Genomic DNA, 18,068 nt, shown 5'->3' with positions numbered 1-18,068 from the left:
TAAAATATCGCCATTTTTTGTCGTTTTATTTCCCTTTATACGAAGGAGAATTTGTCGAATAGTTGTTTTTGGGCTGAAAAAAAGTATTTATTAATTTTTTTCTAACATTCAAACATTAACAGCTAAAAGACCAGACAATAAACGACAATTTCCGTTCATTGTGTGCGTTTGAATTGAGTGCTAACATAAAACTATAAGCAAAGAGGAATAAAATGACTTCTATCTGCATATCAGGACAATTTTTTTATAAAGGGTGTTTCCGGTATTTATGAGTGAGGATTATATGAATTCATGTTTGATTTCAAGCGAAAAGCTCGATGTTTTTTGGAAACTGTCATCTGAGAAAAAGAAAATAATCGAGGCTTATTTTGGAGAACCGTTTTCTTCAATGGTAAAAGCACTCCGGATTTATGATGTAACGAGTATTATTTTTGACGGGGGGAATGCCCATTCTTATCAGGATGTTATTTTAGCTGATAAGCATACGAATTGGACATTTAAAGGGCTCAAGTCTTATCGCAGCTATTGTGTGGAATATGGAATCATGATTTCTGAATATAAATTTTTTCCAATGCTTCGTTCAACCGCTGTCCATCATCCTCTGGAAATAAGAAAGCCTCAAGGCGAATTACAAGCAGAATTAGAATCTGATTTTCAGGATGCCAATCATCCTCCTATTTGGGCAGAACGCGTAAGTACTTATAGTTATTATGAGAATGTGAATGAAGCTAAGAAATGTTCAGCTTTATACAAAGGTGAGCAAGTTCAAATAAAGGCAGATAGACAAATAACTAGCACACAAAGCGAAATGATTGAAAGGGATAATCAGTTTCCTGTCAATATTTTCTTCAAAGAACAAGTGGATACTTTAAAAAAAAGGAAAGGCAAAATTCTCCTATTAACATGGGAATATCCGCCGCATATAGTCGGTGGGCTTGCTCGGCATGTACACGGCCTTGCCGGGGGCTTAATAAAGCAGGGCTATGAAGTCCATGTGATTACTGCTAATCCTGCGCAATTATTACATGAAGAACTTGTCGAAGGGATCTGTATCCACCGTGTAAAGCCTCTAATGGAAAAAGACCATGATTTCCTAAACTGGATTGCGGGCTTGAACTTGGCGATGGAGCAAAAGGCAAGAGAACTGGCAAGAATTCATCGCTTTGCTCTCGTTCATGCACATGACTGGCTCGTCGGTGCCTGTGCGATTAGCTTACAAGCAAGTCTTCATGTTCCAATGATCGCTACCATTCATGCAACAGAGCATGGTCGAAACAAAGGAATTCATACAGAGCTCCAAAAATTCATTCATGAAAAAGAGAGCCAATTAATGAATGAGTCAAATTCGATCATTGTATGTAGTGAATATATGAAGTGTGAACTTATTCAAGTATTTGACGTAAGTGAACAGAAAATCTGGATCATTCCAAATGGGGTGGTGGGAATTGAATCAACATTTGGCGAAGAAATATTGGCTGCCCTTCCGGTGCAACAAAACAAGCGGATCATTTTTTCCATTGGCCGGATTGTACATGAAAAGGGTTTTGATACGTTAATAGACGCGGCTTTGGTTCTGCAAGATTATTATCCCGATGTTTATTTTATCATTGCCGGAAAGGGCCCAATGCTTAGCGAATACAGAAATAGAGTCTTGGATAGGGGTTTACAAGACCGGGTGTATTTTGTCGGATTTGTAACCGATGACCAAAGAAACGCCCTATTTGAGAAGTGTTCGCTTGCTGTCTTTCCGAGTCGATATGAACCATTTGGCATTGTTGCCTTAGAAGCAATGATAATGGGGAAACCAGTCATTGTTTCCAATACAGGCGGTCTAAAAGGGATCGTACAGCATAAACAAACTGGCTTATTGATGACACCGGGAGATGTAGGCAGTTTCCTTGAACAGGCTGCGATCATCCTTGATCATGAAGAAGTGGGACAGCAAATGGGATGGAATGGGAAAAAGGAAGTCGAAAGGTTGTTTAGCTGGGTGAGGATTGCGGAAGATACAAAAAGAGTTTATGAAGAGGCGATTAGTAACTGTAAAATATAGAAAATAATACTAAAAAAGGTGAATGAATATGAAAACAAATACCTGTATGCAAACTAGTTTGTCTGGAAATGTAGTGCCTATGAGAAAAGAGAGATTAAATGTGATTCCTGGGATTTGGATTGGGGGAAAAACATATTGGATGAATTCTGGCTTTGAAAAGCACATTCCTGAAGAAGGCATTTCCGTACAGCTGAAACAGGAGCATATTCATTCCAATATTCGATTAATTAACGTTTTTATTACGAATCACGAGCCAAGGTCATTGAGTGTAAAGCTGCTCTTTCAACATAAGCATGTTCAAGCAGCTAACGAACATATTTCATTCATTTCGCCTTCAGAAAATGTCATCTTTCATCTTGCAGATGGTCTCATATATTTGGTTAATAGCCATAGTATTGATAGAATCAAGGGATCATGTTCAGTTCAGCCCTATATGAATATCCATTCGAATAACATTTGGGCTTGTTCTGAATCGGGAACATTAAAATATAACCCAATGGCTAAAGGAAATGCCGTGAGCTTATTCCTATTAGAGTTTCAATTCCAGGGAAAGGATACAATAGAAGGAAAATCATGGATCATTAGCAGTGATAATGAAGATGAACTGCTGAATTTAAATGAAGCACTTTTAAAAACATACTAGCATTTACAATTAAAAAGTGATATTATAAAAAAGTCGTATGAACGAACTTGCTTGAACATAGTTTGGAGGGAAATTTACATGCGTGTGAACATTACGTTAGCTTGCACAGAGACTGGTGATCGTAACTATATTACTAAAAAAAATAAACGTAACAACCCAGATCGTCTTGAGCTGAAAAAATATTGCCCAAGATTAAAACGTGTAACACTACACCGTGAAACAAAATAAGCAGTAGGTGCTTCCTACTGCTTTTTTTGTTGTTTAAAGAAGTTTTTGGTCATTTCCTATTATTGAAGGTTATTTTCGTAATGTTTGTTGCTTTTATAATGTGATATTTATCTAATAGATCAACGGGCAAACTTTGTAGGCTAAAGCAACAATATATGCGAAAACAGCCTTATTGAAAGATTGGGGCGGTTGTTTGATGAAAAATGAAAAACAAATTTCTCGAAAACAAATGATAGAAAAACTTGCTTCGATAACAAAACCTCATTATGAACACCGTTCTTACCGGATTGCTCAGTCTCTTTACGGGGATCCATTTTGGAAAGAAGCAAGTATAGTTGGAATTACGCTTTCCAATCATCCGGAAGTCGATACATACCAGATTATTAGAAAAGCTTGGGAAGAAGGAAAGCAAGTCGTGATTCCGAAATGTCTTCCTAAAAGCAGAGAGATGGTTTTCCGAACGCTTAATCAATTCGATCAATTAGAATCGGTATACTCAGGCTTATTTGAGCCGATCGAAGCAGTAACGAAAGAAGTGACTGCAGATGAAATCGATTTGTTGATCGTCCCTGGGCTTGCTTTTACAGAAGCCGGATACAGGCTTGGATTTGGCGGAGGGTATTATGATCGATATCTGACAAGATATAAAGGACATACGTTGACACTTGCTTTTCAAACTCAGATTGTTTCAGAGCTTCCCTTAGAGGGCCATGATATTCCAGTTCAAAAAATAATTACGGATGAAAAGGTTCTAAACATGAATGAGTGATCCAATTTTTATTTACCTATTTATAGCGGTTACGGCAATAAGCGGTTATTATTTTCGATTATTAACAAAGTCTGGAAGTATCGCGGCGTTCTTAATTGGGCTTGCTGTCAGCGCAGCTTTTGGCATGAATGGCCTGCTTTTACTCGGTTTCTTTTTCGCTAGCTCAAGTTTTTTGTCCAAGTACAAGAGTAAGGTTAAAATTAAAATAGAAGAACGTCATGAAAAAGGTTCACGCCGGGATTGGCAGCAAGTTGCGGCAAATGGGGGAACTGCTGCAATTGCTGGTCTGCTTTATCTAGCTTTTCCACATCCGATATGGTTTATTGGCTTTGCGATTTCGATTGCGAGTTCCAATTCGGACACTTGGGCGTCTGAAATTGGATCATTAAGCAAACGCCCTCCCGTTTTTCTCAGATCTTTTAAACGGATTGAAACCGGAACATCTGGAGCTGTCAGTTTTCTCGGAACATTTGCAGCAATTGGCGGCGCTTTGACCATTGCGGCGCTATCTTCTTATTTATTTCATTTAACTAGTAATGAGTTCCTTGTTATTTTTATATTTGGCTTTGCAGGCAATGTATTTGATACATTGTTAGGTGCATTCGTTCAGGCGGTTTATCAATGTAAAGTCTGCCATATGGAAGTAGAGTCATTAAATCATTGTGGGGTAAAGACTCAATTAACTAAAGGCGTTTCTTTCATAAATAATGATTTTGTTAACTTTTTTTCAGGTTTTCTTGCCGCAATTCTCGGCACTCTCTCCATTGTCATGTTTCGTTAATTCGCTGATCAATATGGATAAAAGAAGGAAGTTCATCCCAAACTACAAACAGGAGGGATGAGCATGGGACGTCTATTATCAATTTTCATGATTGGACTAGGTGGTTATTTGGTTTTTCAGAATCGTTATCGTGTAATGAATGTTCTTTTCGGCAATTCTTTTATTCGCCGGATCCTTGTCAATTCGTTCATGAGCTTGCCCGGCATACGGGATCGAATGATGAAATCAGTATTTCCATCAAGTCCAGCTGATTTTCGTTAAGGATCACGCGTAAAGAGACCTTATTTAGGGTCTTTTTATTTTGTCTGAATTTTGTGGAGAGGATAAAGTAAAATGGTATATTAATGATAAGATCAAATCATCTAAGACATTTTAAAACCCAGTATAGAAAGTGTGGGGGAAGAATTGAGTTTTCAAGAGGAGTATTTATTCTGGCGGCTGGCTCATTATTTTATTTCTGTACATGAATATCGAATTGTCCAATTGGCTAAAGAACAAAATGAATTATGGCTTGAAAAATTAGAAAATAAAGAAGCGCGGGTTATTCGCTTGCTCCGTCATAATCTTGATTGGAGCAATTGGATGCAAAGGGATATTGAACGGACGGCTATGAATGGCGAAAGCATTCGAAAACAGCTTGCGACTAGTGACATGAATGTATTGAATATATATGTCACTCCATATCCGCCGGTTGATGATTATGAATTTAGAGTTGAAAAGCCTTTTATCATACCTGGCAACGAGAAAACGAAGGTGAATTCGGTTATCTGCGATCGTACCAATTACGAAAAGAGCTTGCAACATTTAGGGAGTGTCTTTCAAGATTCACTTTCTATTCCTGTTAAGGATGCCTATTTTGAGAATGATGTTGAAGCGGTGAAGCACGCTGCTCTATTAGAGGCTTCAAATAATGCCAAAAAAGAACAATCACTTTTTGAGCATGGCAAACCTTTTTTTACGTATATGTTTATGATTATTCAAGTGGCGGTGTTTCTTTTTTTAGAATGGAAAGGCGGTAGCACAAACACTTCAACCTTAATAAGGTATGGGGCAAAGTTCAATCCACTTATTTTAGAAGGGGAATGGTGGCGGTTTTTCACTCCAATTGTGCTTCATATCGGGGTTCTGCACTTATTGATGAATACACTTGCGCTTTTTTATCTTGGAACAGCAGTAGAAAGAATTTATGGGAATCTTCGTTTTTTCCTTATCTATATGATCGCCGGATTTGGCGGTTCTCTAGCAAGTTTTCTTTTTAGTCCTAATCTTTCGGCAGGGGCAAGTGGGGCGATATTTGGCTGTTTTGGCGCTTTGCTTTACTTCGGTGTTATTTATCCTAAGCTTTTTTTCAGAACGATGGGGTTTAATATCTTAATTGTTCTTGGAATCAATATGGCATTCGGATTTTCGATGCCTGGAATTGATAACGCAGGACATATTGGCGGACTTATCGGTGGATTTCTCGCAACTGGGATTGTTCATTTTCCGAAGAAAAAGAAACCATTGTTACAGTTTCTGTTTTTAATTGTCAGTGCTTTTGCGATTACTGGTTTACTGAAATATGGCTTTAATGAACCTGGGAGATTACTTAATGAGCAATCAGCATTGGTGATGGCACAGGAGTATATAAGGATGGAAGAATATAATAAGGCTCAAGTCTTGCTGACGGATTATGCAATAAAAGGGAATGCATCCGCTGAGGTTTATTTTTTGCTATCTTTCGCCGAAATCAAAATGGAGGAGATCGTTAAAGCGAGGGAGCATCTGCTGCTTGCGATTGAAAAAGGAAAAGATTTCCATGAAGCGTATTATAATTTAGCACTCATATATCTTGATGAGGGAAATATCCAGGAAGCAAAAAAATACGCAGCCAAGGCTGTTGAGTTAAAACAAGGTCAAGAGGATTATCAGAAATTATTGCAACAGCTTAACGAGCTTGGGGGATGATAACCTTTATTGAGTACTTCCAGAACTTCTGATGCAATTTATCGCAGATTAACGGGCAGTAAGACCCCTACTTCAAGACTTCGGGAAATCGAGGAAGGATAAGTGGGGGACAAACTGCCGATAAAGGCCCGACATAGGAACACAGACTAAGAACGAGACGTCCTGTGGCAACGTCGGCATTAGTACGTCCTGTGCGTCGAAAACCCCACTGATGGAAGTTTCACTTTATAGATTTCCTTGAGGGGAGGCCCGAATTGGAATATACTTTATGGGATGCGTCGAAATAGAGATAATAGGTAGCTAAAACTAATTTTATCTATAGTTAAGAGGGTAAATAAATGAAAACGTTTTATGACATTCAGCAATTTCTTAAAAAATACGGAACAATTATTTATATGGGTGACAGAGCAGCAGATCTTGAGGTGATGGAGGAGGAAATAAGGGAGCTGTATCAGGCACAATTGATTGATCCAAAAGACTATCAAACCGCTATTTTATTATTAAGACAAGAGGCACGGCTGTTAAAAGAAAAAAACTAAACTTTTTGATAGGGGGAAGGAAAATGGGAGAGAGATGGTTAATAGGAGTCGATTTAGGGGGGACGACAACTAAATTGGCATTTATTAATGACGGTGGGGAAATTTTGAATAAATGGGAAATCCCTACGGACAACTCGAATGAAGGGGAAAATATTACGAAAAATATTGGCAGAGCTATTGAAAATAAGCTGCAAGAACTAGGCCAGAATAGGGAGAAGATTAAAGGGATTGGCATGGGTGCACCGGGGCCAGTTAACTATAAAACGGGATCCTTATATAATACAGTCAATCTTGGCTGGAGAGATAATTATCCTTTAAAAGCTGAGCTTGAAGCTGAAACATTACTGCCAGTCGTGATTGAAAATGATGCCAATTGTGCAGCCATAGGCGAAATGTGGAAAGGTGTAGGAAATGGTGCTGAAAACATTGTGTGTGTTACACTTGGGACCGGGGTTGGCGGTGGTGTAATTGCCGGTGGGGATATCGTTCAGGGAGCGAGCGGGGCCGCAGGTGAAATCGGCCATATAACATCCGTCGCAGAAGGTGGCGCTATGTGTAATTGTGGAAAGACAGGCTGCTTGGAAACGATCGCATCTGCAACGGGTATTGTCAGGCAGGCAATGGAGATTTTGAATGAGAATGAAAGTCATGTGGGGGAACTTGCTAATAAGTACCGGCAAAATAGGGAAATATCTGCGAAGGATATTTTTGATGCGGCAAAAAACGGTGATGAACTTGCCCATTCTATTATTAAAAATACGGCATTTCATTTAGGACTTGCCCTTGCTAATATCGGTAATACACTGAACCCTGATAAAATAGTCCTGGGTGGTGGAGTCTCAAAAGCTGGTGATATCCTCTTAAAGCCTGTCAAAGAGAATTTTAAAAAATTTGCGTTTCCGAGAGTCGGACAATCAACAATTATTGACCTAGCCATCCTAGGAAATGATGCGGGCGTCATTGGGGCTGCATGGCTCGCCAAAAACAAGTAGATATTAAATTTGCAGAGTATCCGTATTGTTGCGGATACTTTTTGTTTTTATAGGTATTTCTTCTCGTTTTTATGAATCAAAAAAATAGGTTGTTTTCGTAAGCTTTGTTGCTTTATTAGTGCAATTTAAATTTAACTATCTGAGTTGATTGGAGCGGAGGGCACTTGACTCCTGCGGGAAATAGAGGGAACGGGAGACCCCCGCAGGCGGTAACGCCAGGAGGCTCCCGTCCCTCCCCGCGGAAAGCAAGTGCCCGCAGCGGAAATCAACGGGCAAACTTTTAAAGCTAAAAACAACAATATATGCGAAAAGAGCTAAAAATAAATGTATATCTAAGCTGAAAGATTCATTTTTCTGAAATTGGACAAATACGAAACTTTTTCATGTATAATTCGTCTAATACTGTGGACAAAGAGAATATCCTCCAATATACCATTCTATAATAATATTGTTAAGGAAGATTTGATTTTTTATTAAAAAAGGATTAAGATAATGTTTGATTCGATCAATTTCATCCATTAATTGTAAAAATTCCAGTCTGTTCCAAAAAACAGGGAGGGCAACAAAAATTATGAAGAAAATAAATTGGTCAAAGTTATCGTTTATCGGGATTGCAACAGTCCTGCTTTGGCTAAAGACGTACATTGTCTATAAAACTAGCTTTGATATTAAAATAGAAAATTGGCGGCAGGAATTTATCCTGTTCATTAATCCATTAAGCTTTTTGCTCTTTATTTTTGGTCTTAGCTTTTTCATGAAAGAAAAAAATCAAAACCGCTACATACTCACCACAAGCTTTGTCATCTCAGCCGTTTTATTTGCGAATGTGGTCTTTTATAGGTTTTTTAATGATTTCTTAACTCTGCCGGTCCTATTTCAAACGAGCAATATGAGTGATCTCGGCAGCAGTGTGAATGAATTATTAAGTTTGACAGACACTTTATATTTTGCTGATTTTGTTATTTTGGCGTTCATTGTTTATCTAAAGCCTAAATTTGTCTCTTATCGCCAAATTTCAAAAGTGGATCGCAGAGCGTTTTTCCTCGTAGCGGTCGCCATTGCGTTTTTTAATCTAGGATTAGCTGAAACAGAACGGCCACAGCTTCTGACACGCACATTTGACCGTGAAATGCTCGTCAAAAATATTGGAACGTATAATTACCACATCTATGATGCTTTTCTTCAGTCAAAGTCATCTGCACAAAGAGCAATGGCTGATGGCAGTGAATTAGTAGATATTGATAACTATATCCATGCCAATTATAAACAGCCTAATGATGAAATGTTTGGGATTGCGAAAGGCAAGAATGTAATCTTGATTTCGATGGAATCAACGCAGAATTTTGTCATTAATAATGAAGTGAATGGGCAGGAAATAACGCCTTTTCTAAATGAATTTATTAAAGACAGTTATTATTTTGAAAACTTCTACCATCAAACTGCACAAGGGAAAACATCAGATTCAGAATTTCTCGTCGATAATTCTTTGTATCCGCTAAGCCGTGGTGCTGTATTTTTTACACATTCAGGAAATGAATTTACAGCAACACCGGAAATTCTAAATGATAACGGTTATTTTACAGCATCCTTGCACGCTAACAACAAGAGCTTCTGGAATCGGGATATCATGTACCAGGCTTTTGGCTACGATCGCTTTTACTCACTGCCTGATTTTGATGTCAATGAAGAGAATTCAGTTGGCTGGGGATTGAAAGATATCGATTTCTTTGAACAGTCTGTACAGCATTTGAAAGAAATGCCGAAGCCTTTCTATGCAAAATTTATTTCTTTAACGAATCACTTCCCATTTGAGTTAGGAGAAGAAGATCGATTCATCGAACCGTATACATCTAATAACAAAACGGTAAATAACTACTTCCCTACAGTTCGTTACACTGATGAAGCCTTAAAGATTTTCGTCGAACGATTAAAGGAAGAAGGGCTATATGAAGATTCGATCATTGTTCTTTACGGGGATCATTACGGAATCTCTGAAAACCATAATAAAGCAATGGGTGAGTTTTTAGGGGAAGAAGTTACTCCATTTGTGAGCACTCAATTGCAAAGAGTACCTTTTTTAATCCATATTCCTGGGCAAAAGGGGAAAACAATTTCCACAGTTTCCGGTCAAATCGATGTGAAGCCGACCCTTCTTCATCTGCTTGGAATTGATACAAAAAATAATATTGAGTTTGGATCTGATCTTTTCTCTGAAGATAAAATGGAGTTTACTGTTTTGCGCGATGGAAGCTTCATAACGAAGGATTATCTTTTTACACGTGATACATGCTACGATAAAAATAACGGTGAACCAATCGATAAAGGTGCTTGTGAACCATATATCGAAAAGGCCAAAAATGAGCTAGAGTATTCAGACAAGATCATTTACGGTGATTTGCTGAGGTTTTATGAAAATACAGAATACCGTGGAACAAACATATTTGAAAATGAAATAATAGGAGAACAATAACAAAAAAAAAGCCTGCGATCATCGCAGGTTTTTTTCTTAAGTTATTCCTTCGGGCATAAGCGGGAACATGTCATTTTTTCCATCCTCCGTTCATATGAATGAATGGACGAAAGGAGGAGTAATATGAAAGTACAAGTACGATCTGGCGATTCGTTAGGGCACTATAGCCGGCTTTTTATGATTCCCTTAAATTTAATCATTGATTCTAATCCAACGATCAATCCATCTGCATTAAATATAGGGCAAGAGGTACAAATTCCGGGCTTTACAGCTCGGAACTATACAGTAAAAAATGGCGATTCCTTTTGGAAGCTTAGTGAAGCTAGACATCTATCTGTCGATGCCTTGCTCCTTCTTAATCAAAAAGTAAATCCAAATCACTTATCGGTAGGAACAACGATCTTGATTCCAACTAGGGTCATTTCTGCAATTGTAAATGGCAAAAAGAATTATAATTATGAAGCAGTAACAGCGGATATAACGAGCTTGAAGGCAATCTATCCTTTTATAAAAGTGAACACGATTGGCAAAAGTGTCCTTGGAAAGCCCATACAGGAAATCCGGCTAGGTAAAGGAACAAAAAAGGTGAATTTCAATGCCTCCTTTCATGCGAATGAATGGATCACTTCTGGTGTGTTAATGTCTTTATTGAATCACTTTCTTTTATCATTAACGAACGTCAAACCAATTAGAGGGTTAGCGACGATGCCATTATATAATACAGTTGATTTATCGATCGTACCAATGGTGAATCCGGATGGGGTAGATTTAGTTTTGAACGGTCCTTCGGCTGCAGTTAGTGAGCAGGTCATTAAAATCAATCGAGGGCGAACAGACTTTTCAGGATGGAAGGCAAATATTAGGGGGGTTGACTTAAACGACCAGTTTCCGGCAAAATGGGAGTTTGAGAAGGAAAGATTACCAGAAAAAGCTCCCGCACCTAGGGACTACCCTGGGACTGCTCCGTTGACCGAACCCGAGTCAATCGCAATGGCAGATTTAGCAAGAACCCGACATTTTGATCGCATGCTTGCCTTCCATACGCAAGGGGAAGAAATCTATTGGGGATATGAAGGGATGGAGCCCCCTGAATCGCAGGTTTTAGCTACAGAGTTTGCAAGAGTAAGTGGTTATAAGTCTGTACAGTATGTGGATAGCTTTGCTGGCTACAAGGATTGGTTTATACAGGATTTCAGAAAACCAGGCTTTACGATTGAAATGGGAAAAGGAATCAACCCGTTGCCATTATCTCAATTTGACGGAATTTTTGAAGAGGTGCTTGGTATTTATCTAGCTGCGTTATATATGTAAAAGAAAAGATAAATGCTTATTCTATTTAAATTAAAAAAGCCGTTTATCGGCTTTTTCCTATTTTATTAATTATATAATGGTGATATACTTGAAACATTTTCATCTTGTTTACGTAATGATAATAAAAGGGCAAAAGGAGGTGTGGAATTGGTAAAGGTGTATGACCGGACATGGAGAAGGTTTCTTTTTTTATTTGTTTGTCTTTTTATTTCAATCCTACTAATGATTGGGTGCCAAAAAGTAGAAAAAGAGTCGGGTTTGCAGCCTGAAACAATGCATAGTAAAACTTTACATAAGGAAACCATTCCACCTTCTTATGCTGGTTTTAACGTCCGGGCTCCTATTCAAATGGAACGTGGCCAATTTAATACAGTAAGTGGCTGGCTTAATAATGAAACGATCATTTATGTTACAAATATCGGGCTAGGTTCAAATGTGTATACATATCATATTTTTACAGGCGAGAGCAAGCTAATTTATGAAAGTGAGGCACCTGTTGCCTCTGTATATACGAGCCCTTCCGGAAAACGTATATTGGTTTATACGGTCCCAACAACATATGAGGGTGTAATATCGATTTTAGATCAAGACGGGAAAGAGATAATGACTGAACGGTTAGAGGTATTTGATCTTACGATTGAGTGGAACCCTTACGATGAAAACTTGCTGTTGATCTCCTCATTTAAGGAGAATTGGGACTTTTCTACATTTCAATTAAATATTGACGAAAAAAAACTTGTGGAGGTTCAATTAAAGGAGCCATTTGCATATTGGGTTGCAAAGGACGAACTCATCTATTTGGATTGGAGTATACAAGATCCATCACTTTTTGCTCCACTGATGAAAAAATCGATTTTCAAGACGGACGAGAAAAAGGTGCTCGATGATATTTTTCATGTAAAGACAATAAAGGGTATCATTATGACGATCACCGTTACTTCTGATAAAATGGGGGAGGCTAAATATTCCTTCCAATCTAATGACTTTCGTAAATTAGCCGATTTTTCCATTCCGCATTTAACGCGGTTTTCTGATTGGCTTGTTCCTTATTTTGATTTTGATGAGCGAAACCATTTTTACTCCTTCCAGCCGCTTTTCAGCACGGATGCTGATACATATACGGAGGGGTTTCAACTTTTTTCATTTGATTTAGTAAAAGGGGAGAAAACCGCCATTTTTGAGGTCTTGCAAAATGAGCCTTTAAGCTGCTCGCCAAATGGAAAACACTGTTTATATGGTTTTTATTTTGAAAAACTAATAAACGTTGATACAAAACAAATGATTCAGCTTGTGAAGGAATAAATTCTTTTCATTCTATATGGAAACCTAAATCGCAATATCCATTATTACTATTAGAAGGGTGAAGATTATGGCAATCGTCGATGTAACCGTTATACCAATTGGAACTGATTCACCGAGTGTCAGCAGTTATGTTGCTGATATACAGCGTGTTTTAAGAGAATATGAAGAAAAAGGTCAGATTCGTTTCCAGTTAACGCCTATGAACACGATCATTGAAGGTGAGCTTCCTATTTTATTTGAAGTCATACTAGCCATGCATGAGGTTCCTTTTGAAAAGGGGCTTGCAAGGGTAGCAACCAATATCCGCATTGATGACAGACGGGACGTTAAAAGAAGAATGGAAGATAAGGTAGAAAGAGTTTTAAGTCAATTAGAGGGATAAAAGTAAAAGGACTGCCTACGATAAGGCAGTCCTCCCTTTTGCAGATTTTTGGATTTAGTGTCTAGCTCCAGCGCCTACCCCCTCGAGTTCACAAGCCAATCCTGAAAGGTAGAGCTCACCTTTCCGGGAGGATCGTCTTGTGCTTGTCGGGGGTGATCGAGGCGCTTCCGCTTTTCTTAGTGTACCGCAGGGTAACCACTGTTAATTGCTGTCATTAAGGCAAAACCGCCGAAAATGACAAATGATCCAGCTGCAAAAACAAAACCAAGAAGATTTTTGTTTTTAAGTGAACTAATTGTACCAAAAGCCGCCAAAATAGCTACTAAACCGAAAATAATAACTAGTCCCATCAGAATAGCCCCCTTTTTGTTATGATAAGCAGATGAATGCTCTGTGAAAATCATATTTCAGGTCAGGAACCTGTATGTAATGCCTATTTTTACATTCGTATTATATTTTATAGTTTTTTCCGTCATTTGTCGAGTTCAAAGAATGACACTTCTATGTCGTAAGCCACGGCAATCCCCTCTATTAAATCCTGTAGATGCAGTTCCGCAAAATAAATGGCTGCAATATCGCTTTCAGCCTTAAAGATGAAATGTTCCTGAAGCTGAAAGGTAGCCATTTGTATTGCATCAGAATTTCCTCTAACAATCGAAAAAGCACACAGCAATTCTTTTAGAAGATAAGTGCCATGTGATGACTCCATCCCAAAATCAAAAAATGTATCTCCTTTTTCTCCTTCGCCTACGAGAATAAGATCAGTTTGATTTTCGAATAGCCCAACCTCCCTTAATAAATCCTCTGCAAGGGAGGCATCTTCTTTGGTTTCATAGATAAATGTAGAATCATGATAATCAAATATTGTCGTCTCGCCCTCGATCAGTTCCTTACATTCGGGAACTTCTTCAATAATATAATTTGCTTCAACACCATAAATTATTTTCATTGTTTTCTCCTTGAAATGGGTAATGTGAGGGTGTTTCCTTTAAATCTTTTGCTAATATAGTGTAAAATAAGACTAGCTGATTATATCTAAATGGAGGTGTTTCTAATGAAATGGTACCCGCTTGCTTTAGGACCATTACAAACGAACTGTTATGTATTGTCAAAGGAAAATAATACATGCTTAATTTTTGATCCGGGTGAAGAAAGTAAAAAGCTTAGCCATTTTATTCGTCAAAACAAATTAAATCCGCTTGCGATTATCTTGACTCATGCCCATTTTGACCATATTGGAGCAGTGGATGAAATCAGGGATGAATTTGCAATTCCTGTCTATATTCACAAAAAAGAGGCCGATTGGCTGCTTGATCCGGCATTAAATGGCTCGCAATTTTTTGACATGGGGAAGCTTGTTAGCGGAAAACCAGCAGATCATTTGATTACTGCTGAAAAAGAGATGAATATTGGTGATTTTTCGTTTCAAATCTTTGAAACGCCTGGACATTCACCTGGAAGTTTGTCATTTTACTTTAAGGAAACTGGTTTAGTTGTTGCCGGGGATGCGTTATTTAGCGGCAGCATCGGGCGCACAGATCTCCGCGGGGGGAATCATAACCAGCTTCTAAGAAGCATTCATGATAAATTACTCACTTTACCTGAAGAAACGATTGTACTGCCTGGACACGGGCCAGCAACAACCATTGAGCAGGAAATGGACTCTAATCCCTTTTTAAATGGTTTTTAAATAGAAAAGCGGAAGCGCCCGGATAGCGACGTATGGACTGGACCGCTCCGGATGAGATAAAGGAAAACACGAAGAGCGAAGCGATTCGATGTTGACTTATCGTAAGGAGGAGAGGGAAGTCTAATAGTCGCTGGGCGCTCCTCCTAAAAGCTATCGCTTTTAGTCGTGCGATGCTTATGCTTCCGTAGCGTTCCTTGTGGAGCTAGACAGTTATCTAACTTCAAAGATTCGGTTCCTCTAGTAAATAGAAAAGCCCTTCTCATATGAGAAGGGCTTTTCTGGGGGATGTTCTATTCAAATAATGGGAGGGGATATAGTTAAGCTACTAATATTACAATATAATAAAGTTAACACTGTGTCAATAATGAAAACAAACAAAAGGAGCATTTATGATTAATTATCTCAAAGATTATATATTGAAAAAACCCCTGCAAAGGATTACATACGAGGAATATATTGAACAGGCCCTTTATCATCCGCAATATGGATATTACATGAAAGAAAAAAATAAAATTGGACGAGAAGGGGATTTTATAACTTCTAGCAATATTTCAGATATTTACGGACGGTCGCTTGCGAACTGGTTTTATAAACAAGTTCGCGAATATGATCTTCCTTCGGCTATATGTGAAATCGGGGCAGGGACAGGGCGATTTGCTAAAGCCTTTATTGAAGAATGGAATACCCTTTCAACAGACCCAATCCATTATTATATTTTGGAAGAAAGTCCGTATCATCGGAAATTGCAGCAGGAACAAATTATTTTTAATGAAAGAGTCAAGCAAATAGCAAGTCTTGAGGTAATATCCTCGTTTCATGGTTTAATTTTTTCAAATGAGCTGTTCGATGCTTTTCCAGTTCATGTGATTGAAAAACATGACGGTCGTTTAATGGAGGTTTTGGTAACCATAAAAAGTGATCAACTGGCGGAAACGACGGTACCATTGGGGAATGATCGGATACGGTCATTTTTAGAAGCGAGTGGATTGACATTAGAAGAGAACCAAAGAATCGAAATTCCATTGCAGATGGAGAATATGATCTCTGAAATTGCAAAAGTGCTAGAAAGGGGACTGGTGCTGACTGTCGATTACGGTTACTCCAATAAAGAGTGGCTAGAGCCAGGGAGAAGGGATGGAAGCTTAAGAGGGTATTATAAACATCAGCAAATCAACAATATCTTAGAGCATCCCGGAGAAATGGATATTACAAGTCACGTTCATTTCGATTCATTGATCCGTCTAGGTAACGAAAAAGGATTACAGTTTATCAAAAAATGGCGCCAAGATGAATTTTTACTTCATACTGGCATTTTAGAGGATTTACAGGAGAATTATGATCCTAATCCATTTTCGGAAATAAGCAAAAGAAACCGGGCGATTCGCAGTCTGATCATGCCATCTGGGATGAGCTCTGCATTTCATGTGATTCTGCAGAAAAAGGGGATGGAGAAATAATAAAGGTTGTTTTCGTAAACTTTGTTGCTTTTTTAGTATGATTTTATATAACAATCTGAGTTGATTGGAGCGGAGGGCACTTGACTCCTGCGGGAAATAGAGGGAAACGGGAGATCCCACAGGCGGTAACGCCGAGGAGGCTCCCGTCCCTCCCCGCGGAAGCAAGTGCCCGCAGCGGAAATCAACGGGCAAACTTTGAAGGCTAAAAACAACAATATATGCGAAAAGAGCCATAATAAAAAAGCGATGGGGTCCCATCGCTTTTTTATTAAGTAGCTTATTAGTGCCCGCCAGCCCCTGGAGTCATCATAAATGTTGACCAGTAGGTAAAGCCTACGAAAAACACGGTTAAATAAGCTGCAAAAACATACATATACATCCGTTCGGTAAGCTTTAAGTAGCTTAAAAGCAGGAAAAATCCTGTTTGGCCGAAGAAGATTAATGACGTGGTATACATATCGCCTAAATAGAACATGACAGCGAAAATTCCCGTCCAAAATCCTAACACTCTGTACATACGATCCATATGTATCCCTCCTTTTGCCATGACAGTACATCATTACATATTATAAGTTAAATGTAGCTTAAAAGTAAACACTCTTTATATTTGATTAATGGACAGCGAAATTCCCGCCAATTGTACGAACGAGCAACTTGTTGGTACGTGTAAGTTTCACTTTATGGCTAAATTGTGACGAGAGCCTGATAAGAACAAGATTCGCAGCCGCTGATCATGTTCTCCTTTTCCTCTAACTCGATCGAATTAAAAACGGCTTCAAACATTCCTTTTAGATATTCGAAGTGCATGTTACAAACAGATTCAGTATGATCTAGTGCCACTTCTTTGAACGGGCAGTTAAAAATTTGGAAGTAAATTTTGGTCTTTTCCTGATTTGCTTCGAATTCGGGGTAAAAACCGGACATCGTTGCTGCTGTTTTAATGATATTTAATTTTTGATCGAAAGAAAGGGTTTCATCATTTTGGGAAAAGCGGTTTAGTTCTTGTTCGATTAATTCCTGACCAAATTTCTTTCCTGTTTCATATAATGCCTGCTTGCCTGCCTCACCTAAAGAAAGCATTGTCTGCATCGCAATCTTGGAAAGGAGCTGATAGTCCCGATACGGGAAATGAAGCTGAATGACGTCTTCTGATAAGCGATAAAGCCTGCTTGGCCTGCCGCCTTTTCCTGTTTTCTGTGTCGAAGAGACAAGCATGCTTACATCTTCAAGCTTCGATAGATGAAGTCTTGCAACGTTTGGATGGATATTAAACTTTTCGGCAATTTCCTGTACAGTTACTTCTTTATGTATCTTCGTGATGAATTGATAAATATAATAGCGTGTTGGATCAGATAAAACATTTGTAATTTTTAATGTTTGTTCCACCAATGCTCACCTCAGACCGGATAATGACTTCATTATAGTACAGGTGTAGTGGGTTAACACTATATTCACCATAAGTTTATAAAATGTTCACATTTTTTTCGGGACAATAGACACAAAT

General features: G+C 38.4%; 19 protein-coding genes. 15 read left to right on the top strand and 4 right to left on the bottom strand.

What is annotated here, in order from left to right:
* The first annotated feature begins 283 nt into the window (after positions 1–283).
* The 13 genes from BGM26_RS10375 (at position 284) to BGM26_RS10315 (ending at position 13,417) form a co-directional block, all read left to right on the top strand.
* Positions 284–2,053, top strand: coding sequence for a glycosyltransferase (locus BGM26_RS10375; protein ID WP_217039742.1), 1,770 nt, complete (start codon positions 284–286; stop codon positions 2,051–2,053).
* Positions 2,054–2,081: 28 nt separating this feature from the next.
* Entirely contained in the window at positions 2,082–2,696 is a 615-nt protein-coding gene (locus BGM26_RS10370; RefSeq protein WP_217039741.1) for a hypothetical protein, read from the top strand.
* Between the two features lie 78 nt (positions 2,697–2,774).
* Entirely contained in the window at positions 2,775–2,924 is a 150-nt protein-coding gene (gene rpmG / locus BGM26_RS10365; protein WP_217039740.1) for a 50S ribosomal protein L33, read from the top strand.
* A gap of 196 nt (positions 2,925–3,120) precedes the next feature.
* Positions 3,121–3,693, top strand: coding sequence for a 5-formyltetrahydrofolate cyclo-ligase (locus tag BGM26_RS10360; protein WP_217039739.1), 573 nt, complete (start codon positions 3,121–3,123; stop codon positions 3,691–3,693).
* A complete protein-coding gene (locus BGM26_RS10355) occupies positions 3,686–4,474 on the top strand; it encodes a DUF92 domain-containing protein (RefSeq protein ID WP_217039738.1) in 789 nt (262 codons plus the stop codon). The genes BGM26_RS10360 and BGM26_RS10355 overlap by 8 nt, the downstream gene beginning before the upstream one ends.
* Positions 4,475–4,537: 63 nt before the next feature.
* Positions 4,538–4,735 (top strand): hypothetical protein, encoded by a 198-nt coding sequence (locus BGM26_RS10350; protein ID WP_217039737.1) that lies wholly within the window; start codon positions 4,538–4,540, stop codon positions 4,733–4,735.
* 144 nt (positions 4,736–4,879) lie between these two features.
* Complete coding sequence (locus BGM26_RS10345) at positions 4,880–6,421, top strand: rhomboid family protein (RefSeq protein WP_217039736.1); 1,542 nt, start codon at positions 4,880–4,882, stop codon at positions 6,419–6,421.
* 338 nt (positions 6,422–6,759) lie between these two features.
* Entirely contained in the window at positions 6,760–6,960 is a 201-nt protein-coding gene (locus tag BGM26_RS10340; protein ID WP_217039735.1) for a YqgQ family protein, read from the top strand.
* Between the two features lie 23 nt (positions 6,961–6,983).
* A complete protein-coding gene (locus BGM26_RS10335) occupies positions 6,984–7,952 on the top strand; it encodes an ROK family glucokinase (protein ID WP_217039734.1) in 969 nt (322 codons plus the stop codon).
* A 571-nt stretch (positions 7,953–8,523) separates the two neighbouring features.
* The gene (locus BGM26_RS10330; protein ID WP_217039733.1) at positions 8,524–10,422 is read left to right on the top strand and encodes an LTA synthase family protein; all 1,899 of its coding nucleotides are present in this window, start codon (positions 8,524–8,526) and stop codon (positions 10,420–10,422) included.
* Positions 10,423–10,545: 123 nt separating this feature from the next.
* Positions 10,546–11,733, top strand: coding sequence for a M14 family metallopeptidase (locus tag BGM26_RS10325; protein ID WP_217039732.1), 1,188 nt, complete (start codon positions 10,546–10,548; stop codon positions 11,731–11,733).
* A 156-nt stretch (positions 11,734–11,889) separates the two neighbouring features.
* Positions 11,890–13,035 carry a YqgU-like beta propeller domain-containing protein gene (locus BGM26_RS10320; protein ID WP_367949333.1) on the top strand — a complete coding sequence of 382 codons (1,146 nt, stop codon included), beginning with the start codon at positions 11,890–11,892 and terminating at the stop codon, positions 13,033–13,035.
* 67 nt (positions 13,036–13,102) lie between these two features.
* Positions 13,103–13,417, top strand: coding sequence for an MTH1187 family thiamine-binding protein (locus tag BGM26_RS10315; RefSeq protein ID WP_217039730.1), 315 nt, complete (start codon positions 13,103–13,105; stop codon positions 13,415–13,417).
* Between the two features lie 176 nt (positions 13,418–13,593).
* Here BGM26_RS10315 and BGM26_RS10310 read toward each other — a convergent pair whose 3' ends face one another.
* Positions 13,594–13,767: a DUF2759 domain-containing protein gene (locus BGM26_RS10310; RefSeq protein ID WP_217039729.1), complete on the bottom strand. Its 174-nt coding sequence runs from the start codon at positions 13,765–13,767 to the stop codon at positions 13,594–13,596.
* A gap of 122 nt (positions 13,768–13,889) precedes the next feature.
* Positions 13,890–14,366, bottom strand: coding sequence for a hypothetical protein (locus BGM26_RS10305; RefSeq protein WP_217039728.1), 477 nt, complete (start codon positions 14,364–14,366; stop codon positions 13,890–13,892).
* A 105-nt stretch (positions 14,367–14,471) separates the two neighbouring features.
* Here BGM26_RS10305 and BGM26_RS10300 point away from each other — a divergent pair, with 105 nt between their 5' ends.
* A complete protein-coding gene (locus BGM26_RS10300; protein WP_217039727.1) occupies positions 14,472–15,107 on the top strand; it encodes an MBL fold metallo-hydrolase in 636 nt (211 codons plus the stop codon).
* Positions 15,108–15,496: 389 nt separating this feature from the next.
* The gene (locus tag BGM26_RS10295; protein WP_217039726.1) at positions 15,497–16,564 is read left to right on the top strand and encodes a class I SAM-dependent methyltransferase; all 1,068 of its coding nucleotides are present in this window, start codon (positions 15,497–15,499) and stop codon (positions 16,562–16,564) included.
* Between the two features lie 280 nt (positions 16,565–16,844).
* On the opposite strand, the gene BGM26_RS10290 is transcribed toward BGM26_RS10295, so the two are convergent.
* Both BGM26_RS10290 and BGM26_RS10285 read right to left on the bottom strand, forming a co-directional pair.
* On the bottom strand, positions 16,845–17,090 hold the full coding sequence (locus tag BGM26_RS10290) for a DUF2626 domain-containing protein (protein WP_217039725.1): 246 nt from the start codon (positions 17,088–17,090) through the stop codon (positions 16,845–16,847).
* Positions 17,091–17,248: 158 nt separating this feature from the next.
* Positions 17,249–17,950 carry a helix-turn-helix transcriptional regulator gene (locus BGM26_RS10285; RefSeq protein ID WP_217039724.1) on the bottom strand — a complete coding sequence of 234 codons (702 nt, stop codon included), beginning with the start codon at positions 17,948–17,950 and terminating at the stop codon, positions 17,249–17,251.
* Positions 17,951–18,068 lie beyond the last annotated feature (118 nt).

Source organism: Bacillus sp. FJAT-29790, from assembly GCF_019039215.1.
Classification (GTDB): domain Bacteria; phylum Bacillota; class Bacilli; order Bacillales; family Cytobacillaceae; genus Cytobacillus.
This window is presented reverse-complemented; position numbering and strand designations above follow the sequence as displayed.